This window comes from Salibaculum sp. (assembly GCF_035270045.1).
GTDB lineage: Bacteria > Pseudomonadota > Alphaproteobacteria > Rhodobacterales > Rhodobacteraceae > Salibaculum.
Genome location: NZ_DATFIP010000030.1, coordinates 12,386 through 38,165, shown reverse-complemented (window position 1 = coordinate 38,165; position 25,780 = coordinate 12,386). Strand labels below are relative to the sequence as shown.

General features: G+C 65.6%; 30 protein-coding genes. 12 read left to right on the top strand and 18 right to left on the bottom strand.

Annotation, left to right across the window (positions count from 1 at the left end; all coding sequences use genetic code 11):
- Positions 1–3 precede the first annotated feature (3 nt).
- On the bottom strand, positions 4–447 hold the full coding sequence (locus VJ897_RS04670; RefSeq protein ID WP_324053709.1) for a MaoC family dehydratase: 444 nt from the start codon (positions 445–447) through the stop codon (positions 4–6).
- Positions 448–539: 92 nt separating this feature from the next.
- A complete protein-coding gene (locus VJ897_RS04665; protein ID WP_324053707.1) occupies positions 540–1,412 on the bottom strand; it encodes a TIGR01459 family HAD-type hydrolase in 873 nt (290 codons plus the stop codon).
- A gap of 129 nt (positions 1,413–1,541) precedes the next feature.
- Here VJ897_RS04665 and VJ897_RS04660 point away from each other — a divergent pair, with 129 nt between their 5' ends.
- On the top strand, positions 1,542–2,795 hold the full coding sequence (locus VJ897_RS04660) for an aminopeptidase (RefSeq protein ID WP_324053705.1): 1,254 nt from the start codon (positions 1,542–1,544) through the stop codon (positions 2,793–2,795).
- Between the two features lie 6 nt (positions 2,796–2,801).
- On the opposite strand, the gene VJ897_RS04655 is transcribed toward VJ897_RS04660, so the two are convergent.
- Together VJ897_RS04655 and VJ897_RS04650 are read right to left on the bottom strand one after the other, a co-directional pair.
- Complete coding sequence (locus VJ897_RS04655) at positions 2,802–3,341, bottom strand: GNAT family N-acetyltransferase (protein ID WP_324053704.1); 540 nt, start codon at positions 3,339–3,341, stop codon at positions 2,802–2,804.
- A gap of 98 nt (positions 3,342–3,439) precedes the next feature.
- Entirely contained in the window at positions 3,440–4,360 is a 921-nt protein-coding gene (locus VJ897_RS04650) for a manganese-dependent inorganic pyrophosphatase (protein WP_324053702.1), read from the bottom strand.
- A 93-nt stretch (positions 4,361–4,453) separates the two neighbouring features.
- Between VJ897_RS04650 and VJ897_RS04645 the strand changes: the two genes are divergently transcribed.
- Entirely contained in the window at positions 4,454–5,119 is a 666-nt protein-coding gene (locus VJ897_RS04645; RefSeq protein WP_324053700.1) for a DUF2161 domain-containing phosphodiesterase, read from the top strand.
- Between the two features lie 191 nt (positions 5,120–5,310).
- Here VJ897_RS04645 and VJ897_RS04640 read toward each other — a convergent pair whose 3' ends face one another.
- Together VJ897_RS04640 and VJ897_RS04635 are read right to left on the bottom strand one after the other, a co-directional pair.
- Positions 5,311–6,567 (bottom strand): glycine cleavage T C-terminal barrel domain-containing protein, encoded by a 1,257-nt coding sequence (locus VJ897_RS04640; protein WP_324053698.1) that lies wholly within the window; start codon positions 6,565–6,567, stop codon positions 5,311–5,313.
- Positions 6,568–6,716: 149 nt separating this feature from the next.
- Complete coding sequence (locus VJ897_RS04635; RefSeq protein WP_324053696.1) at positions 6,717–7,706, bottom strand: TraB/GumN family protein; 990 nt, start codon at positions 7,704–7,706, stop codon at positions 6,717–6,719.
- A gap of 244 nt (positions 7,707–7,950) precedes the next feature.
- On the opposite strand from VJ897_RS04635, the gene groES reads away from it, so the two are divergent.
- Both groES and groL read left to right on the top strand, forming a co-directional pair.
- Entirely contained in the window at positions 7,951–8,238 is a 288-nt protein-coding gene (gene groES, locus VJ897_RS04630) for a co-chaperone GroES (RefSeq protein WP_324053695.1), read from the top strand.
- Positions 8,239–8,286: 48 nt separating this feature from the next.
- Positions 8,287–9,933 carry a chaperonin GroEL gene (groL, locus tag VJ897_RS04625; protein WP_324053693.1) on the top strand — a complete coding sequence of 549 codons (1,647 nt, stop codon included), beginning with the start codon at positions 8,287–8,289 and terminating at the stop codon, positions 9,931–9,933.
- 168 nt (positions 9,934–10,101) lie between these two features.
- On the opposite strand, the gene VJ897_RS04620 is transcribed toward groL, so the two are convergent.
- On the bottom strand, positions 10,102–10,548 hold the full coding sequence (locus VJ897_RS04620; protein ID WP_324053692.1) for an NUDIX domain-containing protein: 447 nt from the start codon (positions 10,546–10,548) through the stop codon (positions 10,102–10,104).
- Between the two features lie 79 nt (positions 10,549–10,627).
- Between VJ897_RS04620 and VJ897_RS04615 the strand changes: the two genes are divergently transcribed.
- Positions 10,628–11,347: an alpha/beta hydrolase gene (locus tag VJ897_RS04615; protein WP_324053690.1), complete on the top strand. Its 720-nt coding sequence runs from the start codon at positions 10,628–10,630 to the stop codon at positions 11,345–11,347.
- Positions 11,348–11,388: 41 nt separating this feature from the next.
- On the opposite strand, the gene VJ897_RS04610 is transcribed toward VJ897_RS04615, so the two are convergent.
- The 3 genes from VJ897_RS04610 to VJ897_RS04600 all read right to left on the bottom strand — a co-directional run bounded on the left by VJ897_RS04610 (position 11,389) and on the right by VJ897_RS04600 (position 13,234).
- Positions 11,389–12,462: a 5-(carboxyamino)imidazole ribonucleotide synthase gene (locus VJ897_RS04610; RefSeq protein ID WP_324053689.1), complete on the bottom strand. Its 1,074-nt coding sequence runs from the start codon at positions 12,460–12,462 to the stop codon at positions 11,389–11,391.
- Entirely contained in the window at positions 12,455–12,943 is a 489-nt protein-coding gene (purE, locus tag VJ897_RS04605) for a 5-(carboxyamino)imidazole ribonucleotide mutase (protein ID WP_324053687.1), read from the bottom strand. Before purE ends, VJ897_RS04610 begins: the two co-directional genes overlap by 8 nt.
- Before the next feature lie 72 nt (positions 12,944–13,015).
- Positions 13,016–13,234, bottom strand: a complete 219-nt coding sequence (locus VJ897_RS04600) for a YdcH family protein (protein WP_324053685.1) — start codon at positions 13,232–13,234, stop codon at positions 13,016–13,018.
- Between the two features lie 180 nt (positions 13,235–13,414).
- Between VJ897_RS04600 and VJ897_RS04595 the strand changes: the two genes are divergently transcribed.
- The gene (locus VJ897_RS04595; protein WP_324053683.1) at positions 13,415–13,828 is read left to right on the top strand and encodes an Hsp20 family protein; all 414 of its coding nucleotides are present in this window, start codon (positions 13,415–13,417) and stop codon (positions 13,826–13,828) included.
- 3 nt (positions 13,829–13,831) lie between these two features.
- The gene (locus VJ897_RS04590; RefSeq protein ID WP_324053681.1) at positions 13,832–14,056 is read left to right on the top strand and encodes a DUF1150 family protein; all 225 of its coding nucleotides are present in this window, start codon (positions 13,832–13,834) and stop codon (positions 14,054–14,056) included.
- Here the strand turns inward: VJ897_RS04590 and VJ897_RS04585 are convergent.
- Complete coding sequence (locus VJ897_RS04585) at positions 14,043–14,723, bottom strand: hypothetical protein (RefSeq protein WP_324053679.1); 681 nt, start codon at positions 14,721–14,723, stop codon at positions 14,043–14,045. The genes VJ897_RS04590 and VJ897_RS04585 overlap by 14 nt on opposite strands.
- A 95-nt stretch (positions 14,724–14,818) precedes the next feature.
- Here VJ897_RS04585 and VJ897_RS04580 point away from each other — a divergent pair, with 95 nt between their 5' ends.
- The gene (locus VJ897_RS04580; RefSeq protein ID WP_324053677.1) at positions 14,819–15,859 is read left to right on the top strand and encodes a succinylglutamate desuccinylase/aspartoacylase family protein; all 1,041 of its coding nucleotides are present in this window, start codon (positions 14,819–14,821) and stop codon (positions 15,857–15,859) included.
- 160 nt (positions 15,860–16,019) lie between these two features.
- On the opposite strand, the gene VJ897_RS04575 is transcribed toward VJ897_RS04580, so the two are convergent.
- Positions 16,020–18,110 carry a bifunctional sulfate adenylyltransferase/adenylylsulfate kinase gene (locus VJ897_RS04575; protein WP_324053675.1) on the bottom strand — a complete coding sequence of 697 codons (2,091 nt, stop codon included), beginning with the start codon at positions 18,108–18,110 and terminating at the stop codon, positions 16,020–16,022.
- 180 nt (positions 18,111–18,290) lie between these two features.
- Positions 18,291–19,280 (bottom strand): thioredoxin-disulfide reductase, encoded by a 990-nt coding sequence (trxB, locus tag VJ897_RS04570; RefSeq protein ID WP_324053673.1) that lies wholly within the window; start codon positions 19,278–19,280, stop codon positions 18,291–18,293.
- 179 nt (positions 19,281–19,459) lie between these two features.
- Here trxB and VJ897_RS04565 point away from each other — a divergent pair, with 179 nt between their 5' ends.
- Positions 19,460–19,960: an Lrp/AsnC family transcriptional regulator gene (locus VJ897_RS04565; protein WP_324053671.1), complete on the top strand. Its 501-nt coding sequence runs from the start codon at positions 19,460–19,462 to the stop codon at positions 19,958–19,960.
- 40 nt (positions 19,961–20,000) lie between these two features.
- Here VJ897_RS04565 and VJ897_RS04560 read toward each other — a convergent pair whose 3' ends face one another.
- The 5 genes from VJ897_RS04560 to lgt all read right to left on the bottom strand — a co-directional run bounded on the left by VJ897_RS04560 (position 20,001) and on the right by lgt (position 24,194).
- On the bottom strand, positions 20,001–20,684 hold the full coding sequence (locus VJ897_RS04560; RefSeq protein WP_324053670.1) for a Hint domain-containing protein: 684 nt from the start codon (positions 20,682–20,684) through the stop codon (positions 20,001–20,003).
- 366 nt (positions 20,685–21,050) lie between these two features.
- Complete coding sequence (locus VJ897_RS04555) at positions 21,051–21,218, bottom strand: hypothetical protein (RefSeq protein ID WP_324053668.1); 168 nt, start codon at positions 21,216–21,218, stop codon at positions 21,051–21,053.
- Between the two features lie 269 nt (positions 21,219–21,487).
- Complete coding sequence (pgeF, locus tag VJ897_RS04550; RefSeq protein WP_324053667.1) at positions 21,488–22,243, bottom strand: peptidoglycan editing factor PgeF; 756 nt, start codon at positions 22,241–22,243, stop codon at positions 21,488–21,490.
- Complete coding sequence (locus VJ897_RS04545) at positions 22,240–23,298, bottom strand: class I SAM-dependent methyltransferase (protein ID WP_324053665.1); 1,059 nt, start codon at positions 23,296–23,298, stop codon at positions 22,240–22,242. Before VJ897_RS04545 ends, pgeF begins: the two co-directional genes overlap by 4 nt.
- Positions 23,295–24,194 (bottom strand): prolipoprotein diacylglyceryl transferase, encoded by a 900-nt coding sequence (lgt, locus tag VJ897_RS04540; RefSeq protein WP_324053664.1) that lies wholly within the window; start codon positions 24,192–24,194, stop codon positions 23,295–23,297. Before lgt ends, VJ897_RS04545 begins: the two co-directional genes overlap by 4 nt.
- 104 nt (positions 24,195–24,298) lie before the next feature.
- Here lgt and VJ897_RS04535 point away from each other — a divergent pair, with 104 nt between their 5' ends.
- The 3 genes from VJ897_RS04535 (at position 24,299) to VJ897_RS04525 (ending at position 25,755) form a co-directional block, all read left to right on the top strand.
- A complete protein-coding gene (locus tag VJ897_RS04535) occupies positions 24,299–24,544 on the top strand; it encodes an accessory factor UbiK family protein (RefSeq protein WP_324053663.1) in 246 nt (81 codons plus the stop codon).
- 144 nt (positions 24,545–24,688) lie between these two features.
- Positions 24,689–25,282 (top strand): VOC family protein, encoded by a 594-nt coding sequence (locus VJ897_RS04530; RefSeq protein ID WP_324053662.1) that lies wholly within the window; start codon positions 24,689–24,691, stop codon positions 25,280–25,282.
- Between the two features lie 8 nt (positions 25,283–25,290).
- Positions 25,291–25,755, top strand: coding sequence for a GNAT family N-acetyltransferase (locus tag VJ897_RS04525; protein ID WP_324053660.1), 465 nt, complete (start codon positions 25,291–25,293; stop codon positions 25,753–25,755).
- The last annotated feature ends 25 nt before the right edge of the window (positions 25,756–25,780 follow it).

Here is a 25,780-nt window from a genome sequence, read left to right as displayed (position 1 = left end):
GTGTCAGTCGAACTTGGCCGACGGTGCCAGGACCTTGGCTTCCCCGGTCAGGACCTTCTTGCCATCCACGAGGCAGCGGGTCTCCATCGTCACGCGGCGCTTTGCCGGTTCTATCCCGGTTACCTCGACCTCGGCGGTGACGCGGTCGCCGGGACGGACGGGGCCGAGAAACTTCATCGTCTGGCCGAGGTACACAGTGCCGTGGCCGGGCAACTGTTCGCCGATCACCGCCGAGACCAGCCCGGCGGTCAGCATCCCGTGGGCAATGCGCCCCTCGAAGATCGTGTCGCGGGCGTAGGCGTCGTCCAGGTGCACGGGGTTGTGGTCGGTCGAGACGGCCGCGAACATCTCGATATCCTGGTCGGTGATGGTCTTGGACAGGGACCGGGTCATGCCGATCTCGATATCCTCGATGCAGATCGTTCCGCGCGGCAGGTTGTCGAGCATTTCACGCTCCTCGGGCAACAAAAAATCCCCCACTTGTCGTGGTGTGTAATTTTGTTACTTCGCGAACGCAGAAAACTCAAGCGGCAATTTGCCTAGCGCAGGAATCCGATCGCATAGGTCGGATGCACCATTTCCCGCTCCGTATAGGTCGTCAGCGCCTGCGGATCGGGAGCATGGCCGGTCATGGTTTCCTTCGCGGCCAGTCCTCCGGTGATGAAAAGGCTGTCTATGTCTTCTTGCTGGGCACCGAGGATATCGGTGTGAATCCCGTCGCCGATGGAGATGATACGCGGGTCGTCGAGGGCTCCGTTCAAGGCACCGTAGCGACGCCGGGCCAGGTCGTAGATCGGCGGATGTGGCTTGCCGAAATAGAGGCTCTCGCCCCCCATCTCGGTATAGAGCGCGGCCAGCGCCCCGGCGCACCATTCCCGCGCGCCGCCGCGGTCCACCACCATGTCCGGATTGGCGCAGAGCAGTTTTAGCCCTTTCTGCTTGGCATATAGGAACTGCGGCCGGTTGACCCCGGGGTCGGCATGGGGATCGAACGGTCCGCAGCAGACGATGCCTTCGGCCTGGTCCAGCTCCACCACCTCGATCTCGACCGGCTCCTCGATGATACGCAGCGGTTCGAAGAAGGACCTGTCGTGCTTTTCGCCCATGAACCAGACCTTGCGGCCCACTGCGCCACGGAACATGGCCGCGCGGGCGCTGTCGCCGCTGGTGGCGATACTGTCCCAGGCGTCGTCAGGAATGCCCAGGCTGCCGATCTGCGCCTCGACAGGGCCACGGGCCCGGGGGGCATTGGTGACCAGCACGACCTTGCCGCCGTGCGCGCGGAACCCCTGCATGGCCGCCACGGCGTCCGGAAAGGCCCGCACGCCATCGTGCATGCACCCCCAGAGATCGACGAAAGCCACGTCGTACCGGTCGGAGATGTCGGCGAATGTCTGGATGATCTCGGTCATTGTGGTGCTTTCAGGCAGGATTATCATGCCCAGATAGCGCGTTTTGGAGACCGGGGGGAAGAGGCGGGGGTGGACTGTTTCGCCGCGCTGCATATGTTCGGCCGCGAACCCGTCAGAATGAGGCCCCCCATGAGCGACGCAGACCTGCCTTTCGACCCCGCGATGCTGGACAAGCTGGCCGAGGTGGCCGTGCATGTGGGGTTGGGTCTCGAACCCGGCCAGAACCTTGTCCTGACCGCCCCGGTCGAGGCGCTGCCGCTGGTGCGGCGCATCGCGGCGGCGGCCTATCGCGCCGGGGCGGCCAACGTGACCCCGATCCTGTCGGACGAGGCGGTGACACTGGCGCGCTTCATACATGGGACGGATGTGGCCTTCGATTCGGCGCCGGACTGGCTCTATCGCGGCATGGCCGAGGCCTTTGCGAACAACGCCGCGCGGCTGGCGATTTCCGCCGACAATCCGATGCTGCTCAAGGATCAGGACCCTGAAAGGACATCGCGCGCGGCCAAGGCCAATGCCGCGGCCTCCAAGCCCGCGTTGGAAAAGATCGCCAATTTCGACATCAACTGGAACATCGTCAGCTATCCGGGCCGGGCCTGGGCGAAACAGGTCTTTCCAGATCTTGCCGAGGCGCAGGCAGTGGCGAAACTGGCCGATGCGATCTTTGCCGCCAGCCGCGTGGACCGGGACGACCCCGTGGCCGAGTGGCAGGCCCATAATGCGAAGCTGCGCGCGCGCACCGAGTGGCTCAATTCGCAGGCCTTCAGTGCCCTGCACTTCACCGGTGGCGGCACCGATCTCAAAGTGGGTCTGGCCGACGGGCACGAATGGAAAGGCGGCGCGTCTCAGGCCAAGAACGGCATCACCTGCAATCCGAACATTCCCACCGAAGAGGTCTTTTCCACCCCGCACAAGGACCGGGTGGATGGCGTGGCCCGCGCGTCGAAACCGCTGGTTTACCAGGGCACGCCCATCGAGAATATCGAGGTCCGGTTCGAAAACGGCCGTATCGTCGAGGCAAGCGCCAGCGAGGGCGAGGCGACCTGGAAGAAGCTGATCGACACCGACGAGGGCGCGGCGCGCCTGGGCGAGGTGGCGCTGGTTCCCCATGGCTCGCCCATTTCGCAATCTGGACTGCTGTTCTTCAACACGCTCTACGACGAGAACGCCGCCTGCCATATCGCGCAGGGCCAGTGCTATTCCGATTGCTTCGTGGACGAGATCGCCAGCGACCCTGACAAGGTCTCGGCCGGCGGCGGCAACAGCAGCCTGATCCACGTGGACTGGATGATCGGTGGGCCCGAGACCGACATCGACGGGATCAAGCCCGACGGCACCCGTGTGCCGGTCTTCCGCAAGGGCGAATGGGCCAGCGCGGTCTGACCCGCGTCACCAATAGGCCGGGTCATCGATCGCCGGCACGCAATGTGCCGGCCCCTTGATCGGGTGCAGCGGCGCGTCGGTCAGCGATTGCGCCAGCCAGCCCTCGGGCATTTGCAGGGGGCGCGGTGCCGGAACCGTCTCGGTCGTGACGGGCTGGAACCCGACCTTGCCGTAATACGCCGGGTCGCCGTAGGTCACGGCCACGTCCGCGCCCACGCGCCGCATCTCGGAAAGGCCGTATTGCAGCAGCGATTGCCCCACGCCCTGCCCCTGTTGATCGGGTGCCACCGCCACCGGGGCCAGCAGGAAAACGCCGCGGTGATCGTCGGGCACATGCAGGCGCGAAAAGATGATCGCTCCGGCCAGCGTGCTGCCGTCCCACGTGGTGAAGACATGCAGATCGCTGTCCGACGTGTCAGACAGCAGGTCGCGCGCCAGCTTGCCGATCAGGGCGCCTTCGTCGGGGCCTTCGGACGCGCTGAAGGTCGCTTCGAACAGCCGGGCGATGGCTTCGGCTTGCGGTTTGAAATCGGACGAATGCTGCATGAAAAACCCCTTTTCGAGGCTTGATATAGCCCGGGCGCGCAGAACAGAAAACCCCCACCGCGCGGTGTCGCGACGGGGGCTGAATCAGCAGACGTGGCTTACAGCGCCAGGTTCGGGATGATCTGCTTCTTGCGCGACATGACCCCCGGCAACACGACGGTGTCGCTGTCGACGGTCGCGCCAAAGCTCTTCTCGGCCACGGTTTTCACGGTGTCGTTGGGCACCAGCAGCGTTGCCTCTTCGCGCAGGATGTCGACGACGAACAGCAGAACCTCGTCCACGCCATCTTCGGCCGCGACATCCTTCATGCTGGCCATCAGGCTGTCCTTGCGGCCCAGCGGGATCTCGGGTGCGGTGGTTTCCAGGACGGAGACGCGGAACTTGGTGCCTGACACCTCGTATTCCTTGCTGTCCATGCGGATCAGCTCAGCATCGGAGAAGGCCGACACGTCGGACTTGGCCGCGAACATCTCGGCGGCGTAATCGGTCAGGTTCAGGCCAAGATCGGCGGCGAGGCTTTCGGCCAGCGCCTTGTCCTGTTCGGTGGTGGTGGGGCTGCGGAATTCCAGCGTGTCGGACAGGATACAGGACAGCATCAGCCCCTTGACCGGATCGGTCAGCTTGTCGGCATTGGGCCCCATCAGGTTGTGCATGATGGTGGCGGTACAGGCCAGCGGTCGGATCGTGATGTTGATCGGACCCCTGGTTTCCAGCCCGCCGACCAGCTTGTGATGGTCGATGATCGCCTGCACGTCGGCGCCGTTGATATTCGCGGGCAGTTCGGCGGGGTTGTTGGTGTCCACGACCACGCAAGCCTGGTCGTCGGCCACGTCCTCGATGATCTCGGGCGTGTCATAGCCCCAGCGGTTGAGGACGAAGGCGGCCTCGGTATTGGGGGCGCCCAGCAGGACGGGTTTGGCATCCTGGCCTTTGACCTGCGACAGGTACCAGGCCCAGATAAGGGGCGAGCCGGTGGAGTCGGTATCGGGGGCCTTGTGGCCGAAAACGAGTGTGGTCATTATTGATGAGTCCGTCTTTCAGGTGAATTCGCGGGCCTTATAGGGGGCATGGTATGGACTGTCACGTGACACAGTGTCAGGGCTGGCATGCGGATGGCACAAGACCGCTCGGCCATGCGTGAAAGCGATCTTTACCCCCCGGTGAAAGCCCACCTCGAGGCGCAGGGCTACGAGGTGAAGGGAGAGGTCGGGGCCGCCGACATTGTGGCACGGCTTGGCGACGAAGAACCGGTGATCGTCGAGTTGAAGACCGGGTTCTCGCTGGCGCTGTTTCATCAGGCCATCGCCCGGCAGGCGGCCAGCGAACTTGTCTATATTGCCGTGCCGAAGCCCAAGAAGGCGGCACAGGACAACGTCAAACTCGCCCGCATGCTGGGGCTCGGCGTGCTGTTTGTGCGGCCCCGCGACGGATTCGTCGAGGTTCTGGCCGATCCCGGCCCCTACCGCCCGCGCAAGTCGAAGAAGAAATCGGCCCGGCTGTTGCGCGATTTCGACCGGTTGCGGGGCGATCCCAACGCTGGAGGGGCCACGCGGCATGGCATCGTGACCGGCTACCGCCAGGATGCCTTGGCCTGCGCGCGGTTTCTGGCCGTGCATGGCCCGTCGCGCGGCGCTGTCGTCGCGGACTGGACCGAGGTGCCGGGTGCCACGCGGATCATGGCCGACAATCATTACGGCTGGTTTGATCGCGTCGCCCGCGGGGTCTACGAACTGAGCGACCATGGTCGAAGGGGCCTGACCGACTGGGGGGATGCCTGAGCCGGGCACGCGGGTCGGCCGCCGAAAGATGATCTTTTGCGGGAGCCGCCAACGCGTCGTTTTCTTCGGCACGCCGCTCGCCTGTTCCGCCCGGCGATCACGCCGGGCGGGCGCGGCCCTCTTCGCGCCGCATGGACGCCAAGGTCTCCGAATGAGCCGGAACGGCCAGGCGGGCCTTGGCCACTGCGCGATCAATCGGTCCCGTGCGCGTCACCCATCCCGACCGGCCGGTTCAGCCCGCGTTCGGGCATGGTGAAGGGCGTCGCGCAGGTCTCGGCCGGGATCGGTTCGACCGATGCCGGTGTTCGCACCAGCAGCCGCCGACCCGGTGTCGCGCGCGCCACCGGCACGCGGGCAAAGGCGATGTTGGCGCCGACCCCCGGCGAATAGAAGGCCGAGGTGACGTAGCCTATCTCCTCTTGCATTTCCGGGTCCAGGACGGGCCAGAAATCGGCGTTGTACCAATCGATCTGGCGACCGCCGAAGGTCAGCCCCACCAGCTTGTGAGCGACACCGCGCGCCGCGACCTCTTCGAGGGCCGTTTTGCCGATGAAGTCGGCTTTGTCCAGGTTCACCTGCCAGTCCAGCCCGACCTCGTAGGGCGTGGTCTCGAAATCCATATCTTGGCCATAGGACAGGATGCCGGCCTCCATGCGGCTGATGTGGTTGGGGGCGATCACCCGCAGGTGATAGGGCTCCCCTGCCGCGACCAGCCCGTCCCAGAGCGCGTCCGCATCACGGGTGGCGTTTCGCAGGTAGATCTCGAACCCTTCCTCGCCGGAGAACCCGGTCTTGGAGATGACGACGTCGCAGCCGAAGAGCGTGGTTTCCCTCAGGTTGAAGAATTTCATCGTCTTGACGTCCGCTACCCCGGCGTCCCGCAGAACCGAGGCGCTATCGGGCCCCTGCAACTGCACCGGTGCGACGTCGAGTTCCCTTACCGTGGCGTCGAACCGACCGTCGACATTCACCCCCTGCGCCCAGAGCGCAAGATCGGAATCCGAGATCGAGAGCCAGTACTCGTCCTCGGCGATCCTGAGCAGGACCGGGTCGTTGACGATGCCCCCGTCCCGGTTGCACAGGATCACGTAGCGCGCCTTGCCCGTGGACAGTTCCTTGTCGCCTGTCATGGCCCGGGTGACGAGGAAGTCCACGAAGGCGGTCGCGTCGGGGCCCTTGATCTGGATCTGGCGCTCGACGGCCACGTTCCACAGTGTCACGTGCCGTTTCAGGTAGTCGTATTCGCCGAGAAGACCGCCCTCGTCCTGCGAGAAGTAGAGCCGCGGATGATACATGCGGTTGTAGACGGTGACGGCGCGCGCCCCGTGCTCGACCGACTTGTGCCAGAAGGGTGACTTGCGCACCCGGGTGCCGATCAGCATGTCGACACGCGGTGCGCCGCTCTGGCGCAGGTTCACGGGCACGGTGCGGTTGGATGTCGGGTTCATGGTGGCCTCCCTTTCTTGCGGAGCTTGACCCATCCGATCTGGGTGTCTGCGCCGGGTTGTTGAAGGCCCGCGCGGCGGGACCGGAGAGGTCTTCGGCACTGGTAAGGGAGTATCAGGCAGGCACGATGTCGTGCCCGCCCCCGCAGGATCTAGCGATCCAACCGCGTCACGCGCCAGCCCCGGTCCTGCAACAACGCCAGCACGCCCTGATCTCCGATCAGGTGGGCGGCGCCGAAGGCCGCGAAGACCCTGTCATGATCGGTTGCGGCCTGTTCGATCACCGGAATCCAGCTGTGGTTCCGGTCGATCAGCAGGGCCTGCTCCATCGCGCGCATCTCGGCTTCGAAGTCGCCCGGACTCAGGCCCGTGGCAAAGCGGCCCACCGCGCGGTTGATGTGCCAACTGTAGGCCGGGCGGCGGTCGAAGTAGCCGTCCAGCATCGAAGCCACCAGCGCATCCATGACCCCCGGCGCCACCAGGCCCAGGCGCAAGGCCTCGAGCTGGTCCTCGAACGTGCCCGCCCGAAGCAGATCCAGCACAACGCGCCAATCCTCCAGCGCACGGACCGGCGTCCGGTCCTCGACCTCGGCGAGGATCAGGTTGTCGAGCCCCGCCTGGCCATCGCTCATGGCCGGGACGGCGCAGGGCGGCATGGCCAGCGTCATGGACAGGAACCATGGCTGCATACGCGCGGCCATGAATGGCGGCACGCCGCGTGCGCGGGCCGCCTGTGCGACGGCCTCCCAGGTGGGGCCGTCCAGCCGCTCGATCAGGCCGGGCCCCTCGGTAATCGTATAGCGCGCGGGGTTGGCGGAGATATGGGCCTGCACTGCGGCCTGGTCCTCGGTGGTGGCCTCGACCAGCAACAGATCGGCCGCCTCCAGCCGCGGGCGCACCCGGGACATGAGAGGCCGGAGCCGCGGATCAGGCAGGTGGATCGTGCCCAGCAGGGTCACGACACGGCCCTCGTGCTCGGCTTGCCAGTACAGCCCCTCGGCGAAAGGCGTCTCGGCGACCAGGGTCTCGATCCGGGCGGTCTCGGCCGCGGTCAGCCGCGCCTCCAGTCCCGGGCCGTTGCACTGGGCGGCCAGCGGCAGGGCCAGGCAGGCCATCAGGGCGGCAAGCAGGACATGCGACATGGGGCCTCCAGAGCGGGGGTGTGACAGGGCTTTGCACGGATGCTACTGCGCCAGTGTCGCTGGTGAAACCGGGATTCGACGCCCCGCCCGGGCCGGTGGCCGTCCGCAGTGCGATTTTGTCGCTGCGGCCCGTTGACACCAGTCCCGCGCTTGCCTAACTCCCTTCTGTTAGCACTCACTCGAAGTGAGTGCTAATATCCCGATGGGAACGAATGAGAACAAGTCTAGCTGAGGAGCTACTGATATGGCTTTCAAACCGCTTCATGACCGGGTGCTCGTGCGCCGCGTGGAAAGCGACGACAAGACCGCCGGGGGCCTGATCATCCCCGACAGCGCCAAGGAAAAGCCCCAGGAGGGCGAGGTCGTGGCCATTGGCGCAGGCGCCCGTGACGACGATGGCGACCGCATCAAGATGGACGTGTCCGAGGGTGACAAGATCCTCTTTGGCAAGTGGTCCGGCACCGAGATCTCCGTCGACGGTGAAGATCTGCTCATCATGAAGGAAAGCGACATCCTCGGCATCATCGCCTGAGGCTGAGCTTTTCCCCCGACAACAACCAAAAAGACGAGGAACGCGACAATGTCCGCAAAAGACGTCAAATTCGATACCGATGCCCGCAACGGCATGCTGCGCGGCGTGAACCTGCTGGCCGATGCAGTGAAGGTGACCCTCGGCCCCAAGGGCCGCAACGTGGTCCTGGAAAAATCCTTCGGCGCCCCGCGCATCACCAAGGACGGTGTCTCCGTCGCCAAGGAAATCGAGCTGGAAGACAAGTTCGAGAACATGGGCGCCCAGATGGTCAAGGAAGTGGCCAGCCGCACCAATGACGAGGCCGGCGACGGCACCACCACCGCCACCGTCCTGGCCCAGGCCATCGTCAAGGAAGGCACCAAGGCCGTGGCCGCCGGCATGAATCCCATGGATCTCAAGCGCGGCATCGACCTGGCCACCACCAAGGTCGTCGAAGCCATCAAGGCCGCCGCCCGCAAGGTCGAGAACTCCGAGGAAGTGGCCCAGGTTGGCACCGTTTCGGCCAACGGCGAAGCCGAGATCGGCCGGATGATCGCCGACGCCATGCAGAAGGTCGGCAATGACGGTGTCATCACCGTCGAAGAAAACAAGGGCACCGAGACCGAGACCGACGTGGTCGAGGGCATGCAGTTCGACCGTGGCTACCTGTCACCCTACTTCGTGACCAATTCCGATAAGATGGTCGCCGAGCTGGAAGACTGCCTGGTGCTGCTGCACGAGAAGAAGCTGTCCAGCCTGCAGCCCATGGTGCCCCTGCTCGAGCAGGTCATCCAGTCCCAGAAACCGCTGCTGATCATCGCCGAGGACGTCGAGGGCGAAGCCCTGGCCACCCTGGTCGTGAACAAGCTGCGTGGCGGCCTCAAGATCGCCGCCGTCAAGGCGCCGGGCTTCGGTGACCGCCGCAAGGCCATGCTGCAGGACATCGCGATCCTGACCGGTGGTCAGGTCATCTCCGAAGATCTCGGGATGAAGCTGGAAAACGTCACCATGGACATGCTGGGCCAGGCCAAGAAGATCGACATCACCAAGGATGAGACCACGATCATCGAAGGCGCCGGTGACACCGCCGAGATCGAGGCCCGCGTTTCCCAGATTCGCACCCAGATCGAGGAAACCACCAGCGATTACGACCGCGAGAAGCTTCAGGAACGCGTGGCCAAGCTGGCCGGTGGCGTCGCCGTGATCCGTGTCGGCGGCATGACCGAAACCGAGGTCAAGGAACGCAAGGATCGCGTCGATGACGCCCTGAACGCAACCCGCGCGGCCGTGCAGGAAGGCATTGTTGTCGGCGGCGGCGTTTCGCTGGTGCAGGGCGCCAAGGCGCTCGAAGGGCTGGAAGGCGAGAATATCGACCAGACCCGCGGCATCGACATCGTGCGGAAGGCGCTCGAGACCCCGCTGCGCCAGATCGCCGAGAACGCCGGTGTGGACGGTTCGGTCGTGGCTGGCAAGATCCGCGAGTCCAACGACAAGTCCTTTGGCTACAACGCCCAGACGGACGAATATGGTGACATGTTCAAGTTCGGCGTGATCGACCCGGCCAAGGTGGCGCGCACCGCGCTGCAGGATGCCTCGTCGATTGCCGGCCTGCTGATCACCACCGAGGCCATGATCGCCGACAAGCCGTCCAAGGACGGCGGCGGCGGTGCCGGCGGCGGCATGCCCGACATGGGCGGCATGGGCGGCATGATGTAAGTCGAGATTTCCCGACGGGAAATCGACTTCCGGAACACGGGTGCAGACAGGCGGAAAAGCCGAATCTCGACCGCCCGTGTTTTCCGGATGCCAACCAGGATACCAAGACCAAGGGCGCCCCAGCGGGGCGCCCTTTTCAGTCACGGAATGACGTCGATTCCCGGCCGCCTAGCGCAGGATCGGCTCCAGCGGGTCATAGGAGGGGGCACCCGGGTCGCCCCAGGCCACGGCGGCCAGGCTGTCAGGCTTCACGCGCAGCCCGGCCAACTCCGACCGTGAGACCCAGCGACGCAGGCTGACGACCTGTTCCGGGTCCTGCCAGTCGCCCGACAAGGCCCCTGAAACCAGCGTGCAGTGGAAGTAGATGTCGACCTGGTGAAAGCTGCCTTGGGGGTCGTGAAATTCATTGACCAGGCAGGGGGCATTCACACCAACCGTCAGACCGGTTTCCTCGTAGATCTCGCGGGCCAGGTTCTCTGGCAGGCTTTGGTGCGGGTCCACGCCGCCACCCGGCGCGCACCACAGGTCGCCACGCCCAGGATAGGCATTGACCAGCAACAGCTTGTCGCCCTGCATAAGCAGGCCGCGCACGGCAAGACGGACGGGGCGTGTCATGCGGGCGAGACTGGCAAGGGACCCGAGGCAAGGCAAGCGCCACCTGTTGCATGGCGTGCCGATGCCTATATGAAGCCCTATGCAAGCCGCGATTCTGAGTGTCCTGGTCCTGTTGACTCCGCTGCCCGCTCGGGGGGCGGACTGTGTCGTGTTGCTGCACGGTCTGGCCCGCACCGAGACCTCGTTTCTGGCGCTGGAGGAAATCCTCGAGGACGAGGGCTATATGGTCGTGAACGAGGGCTACCCCTCGACCAAGGCCAACATCGGAGATCTCGTGGCCGCAACGTTGCCGGGCCAGGTGGCTCAGTGCGGCGACAGGACGGTTCATTTCGTCACCCATTCCATGGGCGGCATCCTTGTGCGCGCCTGGCTGGCTGATCGGCGGCCGGCGAACCTTGGCCGCGTCGTGATGTTGGGGCCGCCCAACCACGGGTCGCAATTGGTGGATGTCTTTGGCGGCTACGAACCCTTTCGCTGGGTCAACGGCCCGGCCGGCCTGCAACTTGGTACCGATGGCGTGCCCGAGGCGCTGCCGCTGCCGGATTTCGAGCTCGGGGTGATCGCGGGCGACCGTACGTTGAACCCGATCTATTCCAACGTCATCGATGGGGCCGATGACGGCAAGGTTTCGGTCGAGTCCACCCGTATCGAGGGGATGGACGATCATATCATCTTGCCGGTCACCCATACCTTCATGATGACCAACCCGCTGGTCATGGCCCAGGTCCAGGCGTTCCTGGACACCGGGCGGTTCGACCGCGACCTGACCCTGCGCGCGGTGCTCTTCGGGCTGGACTGACCGGCCGAAAACCCGGGGCGAAGCAAACCGCGGAGTTTCCGTCAGCTCGCAGGTCCGGTGATCCTGTTGATGTGCCCCATCTTGCGGCCCGGCTTGATCGCGGTCTTCCCGTAGAGGTGAATCGCCGTGTTGGTGCCCGCCAGGTCCGGCACGCGCGAGAGGTCCGCGCCGATGAGGTTTTCCATCATCACGTTGGCATGGCGCGACCCGTCGCCGAGCGGCCAGCCCGCAATCGCGCGGATGTGCTGCTCGAACTGGTCGATTAGGCAGCCGTTCTGTGTCCAGTGTCCCGAATTGTGGACCCGGGGCGCGATCTCGTTGACCAGCAGACCCTGCGGGGTGACGAAGATCTCGACGCCCATGACGCCCACGTAATGCAGTGCGTTTAGGATATTCGCCGATGCCAGAACTGCGTCGCTGCGCTGGGCGGGGGACAGCGCGGCAGGGACTGTCGTCGAATGCAGGATACCGTCGCGGTGAATGTTCTCGCCCGGGTCGAAGCAGGCGATCGAACCATCCAGCCCGCGCGCCGCGATCACCGAGACCTCGCGCGTGAAATCGACCTGGCCCTCCAGGATCGCGGGGGCGCCGGCCATGGTTTCCAGCGCCGCCCCGGCCCGGTCGGGGGAGGTGATGCGGGCCTGACCCTTGCCGTCATAGCCGAAACGCCGGGTCTTGAGGATCGCGGGCGTGCCGATTTCCTCGATCGCTTCGGCCAGGTCGACCTCGTCATCCACCGCGGCGAAGGGGGCGGTGCCCAGGCCCTGTTCGCTCAGGAATGCCTTTTCCGTCAGCCTGTCCTGCGAGACGGCCAGCACCCGGCGCCCGGGCCGGATCGGCGTGCCTGCCTCCAGCAGGTCGAGCGCCGATGTGGGAATGTTCTCGAATTCGTATGTGATGACATCCACAGCCTCGGAGAAGGCCCGCAGGGCGGCCTCGTCCTCGTAGGCGGCCTTGACGTGGTAATTGCTGACATGGCTGGCGGGGCAATCGCCGGCGGGGTCATAGATGCAGGTCTTGAAGCCAAGGCGCGAGGCGGCGACCGACAGCATGCGGCCAAGCTGGCCGCCTCCGAGAATGCCGATGGTGGCGCCGGTTTGCAGGGGGTCAGTCATCGCTGGGCTCGTCGGGGATGGATGCGGAAAGAGCAGTGCGCCAATCGTCAAGGCGCGTGGCGAGGGCGGGGTCCTGCAAGGCGAGTATCTGCGCAGCCATCAGGCCGGCATTCTTCGCGCCAGCCGCACCGATCGCCATGGTGGCCACGGGAAAACCGCGGGGCATTTGCAGGATTGAATAAAGGCTGTCGACACCGGACAGTGCCTTGGTCTGGACCGGCACGCCGATCACCGGCACGCGGGTCTTGGAGGCCATCATGCCAGGCAGATGCGCGGCTCCGCCGGCGCCTGCGATGATGACCTGCAAGCCGCGCTCGACCGCCGTCTTGCCATAATCCCACAGCCGGTCGGGCGTGCGATGTGCCGAGACGATCTTCTTTTCGAAGGCCACGTCCAGATCTGCCAGCACATCCGCGGCCTCGCGCAGGGTGGGCCAGTCGGACTGGCTGCCCATGATGATACCAACGCGTGCTTGGGTCATGATCCGTTCCCTATGCCAAGGAAAGCGGCACTATAGCCATGTCAGCCTGCCGTGCAACGCGGCACGGGCGGATCAGGCGATGATGTCGGGAAACAGCCGATCCTCGATCTGGGCGATACGGTCCTTGAGGCCGAGTTTCTGCTTCTTGAGCCGCTTGATCGTGAACATGTCACCCCTGCCGTCCTCCTGAAGGGCACGGATCGCCTCGTCGAGGTCGCGATGCTCCTGGCGCAGCACCTCGAGTTCGACGCGCAGGACGTCGCGTTCCTCCATGCGGGCAGAACTGTTCATGGGCGAATCCGCCGTTCCATGTGTCAGGGTAGCCGCAAGATAAGGGCTGCCCCCCGATTTTCAAAGTGAAACCCGCGGGTGGAGGTCTTGCCAAGGGCCCTCGGACCCCCCATGTTTTTCCTGTCGGGCCGCCTTTGCGGGGCCCGCGATGGACGGTCGCTTAGAAAAAGGGCATGTCACATGACGAAACTGGCGATGGGAACACATCCGTTCCTTTTGGGATTCGAGCAGTTGGAGCGGTTGGTGGAACGCACCGCCAAAACCGGCAACGACGGCTATCCTCCGTACAATATCGAACAGACCTCGGAGACCTCCTACCGGATCACGCTGGCCGTGGCCGGGTTCCGCGAGGATGACCTGTCGATCACGCTGGAAGACAACCAGCTGGTGATCCGCGGAAAACAGGCCGACGACAGCGCGGGGCGGGTCTTTCTGCACCGCGGGATCGCGGCGCGGCAATTCCAGCGCGCGTTCGTGCTGGCCGACGGGGTCGACGTGGGGGAGGCCGTGATGGAAAACGGCCTGCTTCACGTGGACCTGACCCGGTCCGTGCCAGAAAGCGTTGTCCAAACCATCAACATCCGCAGGAGCTGACCCATGAACACGAAATACGATTTCGATGCGCCGGGTGATCGGCTTGTCTATGTCAAGCCGGTGGCGGTCGCTGATCTGCCCGACGAGGTGCGCGAGCACTCCGACGGGATGGAGCATGTCTATGCCGTCCATGACAGTGATGGCCAGCAATTGGCCCTTGTCGCGAATCGCGCGCTGGCTTTCGCGCTGGCACGGCAGCACGACATGACGCCGGTCACCGTGCACTGAGCGTGGGGTCCCGGCCCCAGATCCCGAAACGATCGCCACAGTAGGCCGCGCAGGCCCGGTTGAGGGCGGCACGGTCCGTGCTGGCCTGAAGCGGCGAAGCCTCGTTCCCGGTCGGCCGCGCGAGGGGCCGCAAATGGGGCAGGGCGCGGATGTCCACGCTGTTGGCGCCCAGCAGCGCGGACAGCCAGATATCGTCGACCGCCCTGAAACGCGCGGGCGGCGGCGCGAGAGGCGCCAGCATGCGCGGGGTCAACAGCAGCCCGGCGAACCCCTGTGCGATCGTTCCCCGGGGGCGTCCGACGCGGTGCGCCTCGAAGGGCTGGGCCGAAAGTGCTACAGTCGGGTCAGCCGCATGGGCAGCCGCGAACCCCGCTGCCCAGCCGGGTCCGTAGGCCCAGTCGTCGTCGCATATCAGGATCGGATCGTGCGGGGCCATGCGCGCGGCCAGTGGCAGCACCTTGGTGGCAGGGCCGATGTCTGTATCGGTCCAGTTCAGGGTGATCCCGTCCGGCAAGTGCGGGGGTGTCACCGGTCCGGGGAACCGCGTGTAATGGCGCGGCAAGGTCAGGACGACCCTGTCCACCTCCGTCTGGACCAGCAGACTGTCCAAGGTCGCCTCCAGCCCGGCAAAGCGCGGGGGAATGGATGTAAGCGCCACCGTCAGCATGGGCGCAAGCGTTCCAGCCCGGTGCAAGCTGTGCAAGGGGTTGCCTTGTCGACCGATATGCCTTTTCTGGACGGACCAACCGAGAGAGGATCGGCATGGCGAAACGCAAGGGATTCAAGCTCAACGGGCATGTCATCGCCCCCGGGACGCGGGCGACGGTGGAACTGCCTGTCAGCCTCTTGTCGGATCACACGCCGGTCAACCTCTCGGTCCATGCCATTCATGGGCGTCGCAAGGGCCCCACGGTCTTCGTCAGCGCCGCCGTCCATGGGGACGAGGTGGTGGGCGTGGAAATCTGTCGCCGGCTGCTGCAATCGCCGCTGCTGTCGCGGCTGCGCGGGACGCTTCTGGTCGTGCCCATCGTCAATTCCTTCGGCTTTCAGAACAGGTCGCGCTACCTGCCGGACCGGCGCGACCTGAACCGCAGTTTTCCGGGCTATGCGCGCGGGTCGCTGGCTTCGCGACTGGCCGAGATATTCCTCGATACCGTGGTCAAACGCTGCGACCTCGGGATCGACCTGCATTCGGCGGCGGTACATCGCACCAATCTGCCGCAGGTGCGCATCAACCGCGGCAACGAGCGCATGGTCGCCATGGCCGAGGCTTTCGGCGCGCCCGTGGTGCTGACCTCGGAGTTGCGCGACGGGTCATTGCGTGCCGAGGCCAAGCGGGCCGGAATCGACGTGCTGCTCTACGAGGCGGGCGAGGGGCTGCGCTTTGATGAAATGGCCGCGCGCGCTGGGGTCGCCGGTATCCTGCGGGTGCTGCGCGCGATGGACATGCTGCCGGCCAAGGGTATCGCCAAGGCCCGCCGCAAGCCGCTGTTTTCCTATTCAAGCAGTTGGGTGCGCGCGCCGGCGGGCGGTCTTCTGCGCAGTTTTCGCGCGGATGGTGACGTGGTGGAAGAGGGCGAGGTGATCGCCGCCGTTGCCGACCCCTTCGGCGAGGTCGAGACCGAGGTTCTCGCGCCCGGCGGCGGGATCATCGTCGGCCGCGCGGTGCTGCCGGTGGTCAACGAGGGTGACGCGCTATTCCACATCGCCGATACCCCTCATGAACGTGCAGCCGACACCGTCGAAGAACTGTCCAGTCAACTGGAGGCATCGCCCATTTTCGACGAGGACGAGATTATCTAGGCCGAAACGCATTGCGTTTCGGCCCGCGCCGACAAGCGTTTGATGTCGCCAATCACAGCCGCAATGCGGCGCCAGGACGGCCAAAGGCCCCCCGGCACTGTTGCGGCCACGGTTCCCGCAGGATGCCCGGCGAAGACCGTTCCGCGTCCTTCGTCTGGTGTCAGTTCCCGGCGATCAGCCCCAGGCTTTCCAGCTTCAGGACCACCTGGTGCGCGCAGTTGTCGACGTCGACGTTCTCGGTTTCGACACGCAGTTCCGGGTTCTCGGGAACATCGTAAGGATCGGAAATCCCGGTGAATTCCTTGATCTTTCCCTCGCGCGCCATCTTGTAAAGCCCCTTGCGGTCGCGGCGTTCGCATTCCTCCAGGGTGGTCGCGACATGGACTTCGAGGAACGCGCCATATTGCTCGATCTCCTCGCGCACAGCGCGGCGGGTGGCCGCGTAGGGGGCAATCGGGGCGCAGATGGCGATGCCGCCGTTCTTGGTGATTTCACTGGCGACATAACCGATCCGGCGAATGTTCAGGTCGCGGTGTTCCTTGGAAAAGCCCAGTTCCGAGGACAGGTTCTTGCGCACGATGTCCCCGTCCAGAAGCGTCACCGGGCGGCCCCCCATCTCCATCAGCTTGACCATGAGCGCATTGGCGATGGTCGACTTGCCCGACCCGGAAAGGCCGGTGAAGAAGACGGTGAAGCCTTGATTGGACCGGGGCGGACGGGTGCGGCGCAGCTCCTGCACGACTTCGGGAAACGAGAACCAATCGGGGATTTCGAGCCCTTCGGCGAGGCGGCGGCGCAGCTCGGTGCCCGAGATGTTCAGGATGGTGACGTTGTCGCGGTCCGCGATCTCGTCAGCCGGCTCGTACTGGGCACGTTCCTGCACGTAGACCATGTGCTTGAAGTCGACCATCTCGAGGCCGATCTCGTCCTGGAGCGCGCGGAACAACTCCTGTGCATCGTAGGGGCCGTAGAAATCCTCGCCCTGGCTGTTCTTGCCCGGTCCTGCATGATCGCGGCCCACGATCATGTGCGTGCAGCCGTGATTGCGCCGGATGATCCCGTGCCAGACAGCCTCGCGCGGGCCGGCCATGCGCATGGCCAGGTTGAGCAGCGACATGGTGGTGGTCGATTGCGGATACTTGTCAAGCACCGCCTCGTAGCAGCGCACGCGGGTGAAATGGTCCACGTCGCCGGGTTTGGTCAGGCCCACGACAGGGTGGATCAGCAGGTTGGCCTGGGTCTCCTTTGCGGCGCGGAAGGTCAGTTCCTGGTGCGCGCGGTGCAGCGGGTTGCGCGTCTGGAAGGCCACGACGCGGCGCCAACCCAGCTTGCGAAAGAGCGCGCGCAACTCGTTCGGGGTGTCGCGGCGGCCGCGGAAATCGTAGTGGACCGGCTGCTGGATGCCAGTGACCGGCCCGCCCAGGTAGACTTTGCCGGCGGTGTTGTGCAGGTAATTGACGGCCGGGTGGGCGCTGTCGTCGGCGCCGAAGACATGCTCGGCTTCGCGCGCCTTGTCGGGCGTCCAGCGGTCGGTCACGGTCATGGTGCCCAGGATCACGCCTTCCTGGTCTCGCAGCGCGATGTCCTGGCCGATCTCTATGCTGTCGGCAAAGGTCTCGCTCACGTCCAGCGTGATCGGCATTGGCCAGAGCGTGCCGTCTGCCAGGCGCATGGTCTCGACGACGCTGTTGTAATCGTCTTCCGGCAGGAACCCCTTGAGGGGGTTGAACCCGCCGTTCATAAGCAACTCAAGATCGCAGATCTGGCGTGGGCTGAGGTCCCAGCTCGTCAACTCGGCGGCGTCGGCCTTGAGCTTCTGAGCGCTGTCGTAGGACACGAATAGTTCGGGAATCGGGGCGAGGTTGCTTTGCATCAATGTAGTCCTGGTACTGGGCGGATAGTGACCGCTGGTAGAGCCTGTGAGTTCCGCGTGGAGCGCGTCATACTCGGCGAATTTGCGGGCGAGAAAGCGATCCGTCAGACGGGCGTGTTCCGTGGCGCCCTTGTGGGTCAACATGTAGGAGACGCGTTTGCGCCGGTCGCCGCCCGGAGGATCGCCGGTTTTGATGAACCCGGCGTTGATCGCCGACTTGAGCAGGGCGTTCACGCTGCCCAGGGACATGCCGACAGCCTCGGCCGTCGCGCGCTGCGAGGCGTCGGGCGCCAGGTCGACCTGGCGTAACAGCCGGAAGAGCGCGTCTTCCTCGTCCGTCATCGGGGGTGTCGTCTGGGTGGGCACGGCACGACTCATGGTTTGTTCACGGATGAACGAATTACACGCATTGCAGGTGAAAAAAACCCTGTTCGGGCCGTCCCGCCGGCCTGTTGCCGAAAAGCCGCGCCATTGCGCGCCGGACGGGCGGTCCGGCGAAGGGCGAGCATAAGCGCTCCGCGTGATCAGCGCGCGTCAGGCCACCTTGGTCGCTTGAACTCAGGCGCTTTCGGGTTCGTTGGCGACCTCGGGGGCCGGTTCGCCGGCGTCTTCCTGTTCGGCCAGCCAGCGTTCCGCCTCGAGGGCCGCCATGCACCCCATGCCCGCCGAGGTCACGGCCTGGCGATACTTGTGATCGGTCAGGTCGCCGGCGGCATAGATGCCGGGGATACTGGTCTCGGTGCTGTCGGGCTTGGTCACGACATAGCCGCCCATGTGCGTTTCCAGCGCGTCCTTGACCAGTTCATTGGCCGGCGCGTGCCCTATGGCCACGAAAACGCCCTTGACCGCCAGATCGGTCGTCGCGTCGGTTTTCACGTTCCGAACCTTGATCCCCTCCACACCCAACGGGTCGTCGGCGCCATGCACCTCGTCAAGTTGATGGTCCCACATGATCTCGACCTTGGGGTGCTTGAAAAGCCGGTCCTGGAGGATCTTTTCCGCGCGCAGCTCGTCACGGCGGTGTATCAGCGTCACCTTGCTGGCGAAATTGGTCAGGAACAGCGCCTCTTCCACGGCGGTGTTGCCGCCGCCGATCACCGCGATGTCCTGGCCGCGATAGAAGAACCCGTCGCAGGTGGCACAGGCCGAGACGCCGAAGCCCTTGAATTTCTCTTCCGACGGCAGGCCCAGCCATTTCGCGCGGGCGCCGGTGGCCAGGATGATGGCGTCGGCCACATATTCGGTGCCGCTGTCGGATTGCGCGACGAAGGGGCGGGTGTCGAAATCGATCGAGGTGATGATGTCGCCGATGATCTCGGTTCCGACCGCCTTGGCATGGGCCTCCATGTTGACCATCAGGTCGGGGCCCTGGATTTCCGTTTCGCCGGGCCAGTTCTCGACGTCTGTGGTGGTGGTCAGCTGGCCGCCCGGTTCAATGCCCTGCACCAGGATCGGTTTCAGCATGGCGCGGCTGGCGTAGACGGCGGCGGTATAGCCCGCCGGACCCGAGCCGATGATCAAAACCTTGGAGCGGCGTTGCTCAGTCATGGCGCTATTCCCTTCACGTGACACGCGCCCCGGTATAGGGGGGCCGGGCGTCGGGCGAAAGGGGCCGATCGTCGCAAAAAGCAGGTGAAACGATCTTGCGTTACGGCGAAATATTATTGCGCCCAGAGGGCTTTGAGCGTATCGTCTCGCAAATCACCCCGGATAAGGATGGCCCGCCCATGCCCAGCACCCGATTGGACGAGATCGACCGCATGATCCTGGCCCAGTTGCAGTCGGACGGTCGCATGACCAACGTTGAACTGGCACGGCGCGTGGGAATCTCGGCGCCGCCCTGTCTGCGGCGGGTGCGCACGCTTGAGGAGCAGGGCTTCATCCGCGGCTATCATGCCGAGGTGGACGCGCGCGAACTGGGCTTCGAGGTCCAGGTCTTTGCCATGGTCGGGCTGGTCAGCCAGGCCGAGAAGGACCTGACCGCCTTCGAGGAGAAGTGCGCCGGCTGGCCGCTGGTGCGCGAGTGTCACATGCTCAACGGCGAGGTGGATTTCATCCTCAAGTGCGTGGCCCCCGACCTGCGGTCTTTCCAGACTTTCCTGACCGAGGACCTTACGGCGGCACCCAATGTCGCAAGCGTCAAGACCTCGCTGGTCATTCGCGGGGCCAAGGACGAGCCCGGCGTGCCCTTCGAGGTTCTGGAGGCCCGCTTGGCCAGGGAGGCCTGACGCGCGCTCTGCGGTCCGGACGGGCGCCCTGTCGCAGACGTCAGGCCACGTCGAAAACATCGATATCGCGCAGAGACATGCGCGGGTGCATGAGCCGGCCGAAATCGTCGAGCCGGTTCACATGGGGAAACAGGCTCAGGTAAAGCTCCAGCATTTCGCGGCGCAGGCCGGTCTCGTGCCGGGTGCCCGGGTTATGGCTGTCCAGTTCCACGCCGTTTGCCAGTATGCGTTCGTGCCGGGCGAAACCCAGCTGGTAGACAGGCACGGCGCCGGGCGGCGTGACTTCGAAGATGGCATTGCCGTCGATGAAATCCGTGATCGGCACAAAGGCCGCCTCGTGCCCGGTGATATGCGCGATGGTGGGGGTCCGGTAATAGAGCCGCGCCGAGGGCCCAAGCAGAAGGTCGGGCATTGGGCGTCCGATCCCCAGCGCATCCGACGAGACCCGGACCAGCCGACCCGCCCCACTGGTATCCGGTGTCTTGCCGGGCATCACAGTGATCGAGCCGCGCCATAGCACGGTCTGGAAGCCATTGGTGATGGTTCGAACCCGGTCGCCCGGCAGGATGTCCTCGATAGCGACAGTGCCGCGGTCGGTGGACAACAGGCAGCCGCGGGCAAGCGCGGCAAATCCGTCCTCGAAGGCCGGAATGGCGGGGGCGAGGCGGTGAAACTCGTGCAGGTCCCCGTTGGGGCGCAGATGGGCAACCTCGTAGCGGCGCATGAGAGGCGATCTGCGCCGAGGTTGCCCTTCTGGTCGAGCGACCCGGTCCGAACGAACCGGGGGGATCATTGGTTCGGCTGCGAGACCAGCAGCCTGTAGCGGGGTCCGTCTCATGCGATCACCTTGCGGTTGGTCACATCATCTGTCGGCCCCCACCGAACAACATCTGAGGAACGTTACGGTCAGATGTATACTGGTCCTGCCGGCTCGGTTCCGTCAATCTTTCGATGCATTTCATGCGCATCAGTGCCGGTTTGGTGTCCAATACAGAAAACGCCCGGCGATTGTTCGCCGGGCGTGGATGATGTTGCCATAATTCGGGGGCGGCTCCGCCCGTTTGTGCGGGCGAATCGCGCCGATCCGTGCTCAGGCGGCAGGGCGCGGGGTGCGGACGTCGCGGTCGCGCAGGGAGCTGACCGCCCTGCGGCTGGCGATGAAGGCCTCGCGGCGCAGCCCGCGGTCCCAGGGCATTCTCGTGGTGCATTTCCCGGCTTCCTCGATGATGCCCGCCATCCAGCGTTTCTTGATTGCCATGATCCTGTCCTCGCCAAACTCGTTGTGTCTTGTCTGCTCGAGCACTTTTGTGACGGACCAAAGGGGCATCAGTTTGACCGGTTGCGGAAAATACGGTGGCCCAGCGGCCGTGAAACCTGGCAGGGTCTACCCACGGGGCCTGCCCGACTGCGGGGCTTCAAAACATGAGGTTTTGGCTGCTATCGCGACAATCCCGGAGTGTGAGCTTTGATTGTTTCACGGATTGTGCGGCAGAAATCTGGCACTTCGTCGCCGTTATCTTGCCGTTTTCAAAGGCGGATCGCGCTGATCAAGCGGCCGTAGTCGGCCTCTCTCTCGTGGGTGCTGCGGCGATAGCTGAAGAACCGTTCCGGGTCGGCGTAGGTGCAGTGGCGCGTCCATGTCGCCTCGCCGATCCCCGCCGCGCGCAGCCTGTGCAGCCCGAAGCCCGGCAGGTCGAAGAGATACCGGTCGCCGGTGCCGTTGGCGAAGAAGCGGGCGTTCTCGGGCGCGTCGGCCAGGAAATCGTCGAGGAACTCGGGCCCGACCTCGTAGTTGCCCTGGCTGATGCAGGGTCCGATGACCGCCACGGTCGAACCGCGGTCGGCGCCAAGCGCCTCCATCCCGTCGAGCGTGGCTTCGAGGACCCCCTCCAGCGTTCCGCGCCAGCCCGCGTGCGCCGCACCGATGACGCCGGCCAGGTGGTCCGCGAAAAGCACAGGCTGGCAATCGGCGGCCAGCACCGACAGCGCAAGCCCGGGCCGGGCGGTCACCAGCGCATCCGCCTTGACCGGTTCCATGCCCGGCTCTGTCACTGTGGTCGCGCGGGCCGAATGCACCTGGTGCACGCCGATCAACGCCTCAGGCGACACCCCCAGTGCGTGGGCCGCGCGGCTGCGGTTGATCGTCACCGCCTCGTGCTGGTCGGAACTGCCATGGCCGCAGTTCAGCCCCGCAAAGACCCCCGAAGAGGCCCCGCCCCGGCGCGTGAAGAACCCGTGGCTCAGTGGTGCAAGGCCTGGCGCGGTGATTATGTCGAGGGTCATGTCTCCAGTCCCGGTGGCGGTGGGCTGCCCTCGGGGAACAGCCCCATCACCTTGAAGAGGTGACCCATCTCGTCGGGGTGCGTCAACCTGCGATGGCCGGCGATGTGCGCGTCGAGAGTGGCGCCGTCCAGTCCTCGCGCCAGTGCGCGGGCGCGATCGGCAATGCCAAGCCGCTCCAGAAAGACCCCCTGCGGCGTTAGCCGCGTGTGGGCGGCAGGGGCGGCGGCCGCGGCCAGCGCCTCGAAATCGACATGGGCCGTCAGGTCGGCGCGGCCCGGCGCGGCAAGCGGATCGGCCGGCCTATGGTCCTGAACCGCCTGAAAAGTGTCGCCCAGCGCGCGCCAGTCGCCGTAGTCCACGATCAGCGCGGCGCCGGCGTGGCGCGCGATGCGCCCGCCGATCCGCGCCGCGATCCCGGGCAGGGCGGGGCAGGTCTCGACGATGTCGCCCGGCGTGGTGTCAGCCAGCCGATTCGCCAGAGCCGCCAGCGGGGCAGGGTCCGACAGGCCAAGGCACAGCGCCTCGCCGTCCAGGCCAACCAATACCTCGCGCCAGCCGTCCGCATCGCGCTGGAATTGCCGTATGGGCAGGGCATCGAAGAATTCGTTGGCCACAAGGAAGAGCGGCGCCTCGGGCAGGTCATCAAGGCTGTCGATGTGCCGGGCCTGGGGCAGCCGCTCGGCCTGTAGAGCGCGCAGCGGGGCCGAGGCCTCGACAAGGGTCACCCGGGCGGCCTCGTGGAACCCCGGCACCCCCTTCGTCGCGCGCAGGGCATCGGCCATCAGCGTGCCGCGGCCCGGTCCAAGCTCGGCCAGAGTGAACGGTGCGGGCGCGCCCTGGTCCAGCCAGGCCTGCGCCAGCGCCAGGCCGATCAGTTCCCCGAAAATCTGGCTGACCTCGGGGGCCGTGATGAAATCGCCCGCTTTGCCCAGCGGGTCACGGGTGCTGTAATAGCCGTGTTCGGGATGCAGCAGGCAGTCGGTCATGTAGTCGGACAGCGGCATCGGCCCGGCGGCCGCGATCCGCCGCACCAGGAGATCGGTCAGCGGCGTCATGCCTTCTCCCGCGCGCCGCCGCGCCGAGACCAGAGCATCACCAACAGGCCCACCGCGATCATCGGCAGCGACAAGGCCTGGCCCATCGTCAGGCCGACGCCGTCGATGTGAAATGCCAGGCCGACCGGGTTGCCGTGGCCGACGAATTGCGCATCGGGCTGACGCACGAATTCGACCAGGAAGCGGGCCACGCCATAACCCGCAAAGAACAGTCCGGCCAGCGACCACCGCCGCTTGAGCCAGCCCCGCGAAAACGCCAGCCAGACCAGCAACAGGCCCAGCAGCAGCCCCTCCAGACCCGCTTCGTAAAGCTGGCTGGGATGGCGTGCGCACAACCCCTCGACGCCGGGACACTCCTGCGCCGCAGCGCCGGGAAAGATCACGCCCCAAGGCAGGTCGGTGGGCCGGCCCCAAAGCTCGGCATTGATGAAATTGGCGATGCGGACAAGAAAGATGGCCGGCGTCGCCGCCAGGGCCACGAGGTTGGCGATATCCCCCAGGCGCAGGCCGTGCTTGCGTGCCACCAGCCAGACCGCCAGGACGACGCCGAGGAACCCGCCGTGAAAGGCCATGCCCCCCTGCCACAGCATCGCGATTTCCAGCGGGTTTTGCAGGTAGTAGCCCGGCCGGTAGAACAGCACGTAGCCTAGCCGGCCGCCGATGATGACCCCCAGGATGATCGCGGTCAGCAGGTCCTCGACCTGATCGCGGGTCATGGGCGAGCTTTCCCCGGCCCAGAGCCGTGGCCGCGTCACCGCCATCACCGCCAGGCGCCAGCCCAGCAGGATGCCCACGATGTAGGCCATGGCATACCAGCGCAGGGCAAAACTGGCGCCGAACAACTCGATCGTGAAGATCACGGGACTGATGTCGGGGAAGGGAATGCCAGTGGTCATGGGGCTGTGCTTGGGGCGCGGAACGCATGAAGTCAAGCCGGGCGCAGGGTTGCCAAGCCGGCGGGTGCCGCCCATATATTGCATGTACGTGATCGGAGGCAGACATGCAGACCCGCAACAAGGTGCTCGACGACTTTTCGCAACTCATGACCAACGCGATGGGGGTTGCCCAAGGCGCCAGGGACGAAGCGCAGACCGCGATGAGTTCCATGGTCGACCGCTGGCTGGCAGACCGCGATCTGGTCACGCGCGAGGAATTCGAGGCCGTGCGCGTCATGGCCCAGAAGGCCCGCGAGGAGAACGAGGCGCTCAAGGCCCGGATCGAGGCGCTGGAAGGTCGCTCGGGGTAGACGGGGCCGTGAGCGTTCCCAGGCTCTGCTTCAAAAGACCGCATCTGCCATCTTTGGGGTTCTGCCCTTCCCGTCCGCCTTCTGAAGCGACGCCTGTCCCAGGCATCCTCTCAAGGGCAGCCAGTGCGGACCAGGAATAACGCCATGCAGCTTGACCATCTCGCCATCTGTGCCGCCGACCTCGACACCGGCGTGGCCTGGGCCGAGGCCCGGCTTGGTGTCGCGCTTGGCGCGACCGGGCGGCACGCGCGCTTTGGCACGCACAACCGGCTGCTGGGGTTGGGCGAAGGGCTCTACCTGGAAGTGATCGCACCGGACCCGGACGCCCCGGTGGAGGGCCCGCGCTGGTTCGGGCTGGAATCGCCGCCCCTGCACCCGCGACTTGGAAACTGGATCTGCCGGGTACCGGATCTGGACGCGGCGCTGGTGGATTTTCCCGAATGTGGCGCGGCGGTGGACCTGGCGCGAGACGCCCTGCGGTGGCGGATATCGGTTCCCACGGATGGCAGCCTGCCGCTGGACGGCGCTTTGCCCACCCTGCTGCAATGGCAGGTCGCCAAGCCCCCGGGTGACAGCCTGCCGGACAGCGCTGTGCGGTTCCTGGGGCTGGAGGTGACTCATCCGCAGGCCGGCGCGCTGGCCGACCGGGTCGAGGTGCCGGGCGTGACCTACCGCACCGGGGCGGTGCCGGGACTGTCGGCCCGGTTCGACACGCCGCGCGGCGAGATCACCCTGTGACGCCACGCGTGGCCCGGGAGGTGGACGCAGCGGGTGTCGCCACGATCTGGAACAATTACATCCGCGAAACCGCGGCCACCTTCAATTCGGTGGAAAAGACCGGCCAGGAGGTCGCCGCCGCGATCGCCGCCAACCCCTGCTTCCTCGTGGCCGGGGCCGAGGGGCGCGTTGCCGGATTTGCCACCTGTTTTCAGTTTCGTGGCGGGGTCGGCTATCGCCACACGATGGAACACACGGTGCTGGTTGCCCCGGGCGTGACGGGACGGGGCCTGGGGCGTGCCATGATGACCGCGCTGGAGGCGTGCGCACGGGGATCGGCGGCGCATTCCCTGCTGGCCGGGGTCAGCGGCGAGAATCCGGCCGGGATCGCCTTTCATCGCGCCCTGGGCTACACGGAGGTGGCGCGCCTGCCCGAGGTTGGCTACAAGTTCGAGCGCTGGATGGACCTTGTCCTGATGCAAAAACGGCTCTGACATTTCCCGGCGTCACGGGTAAGGT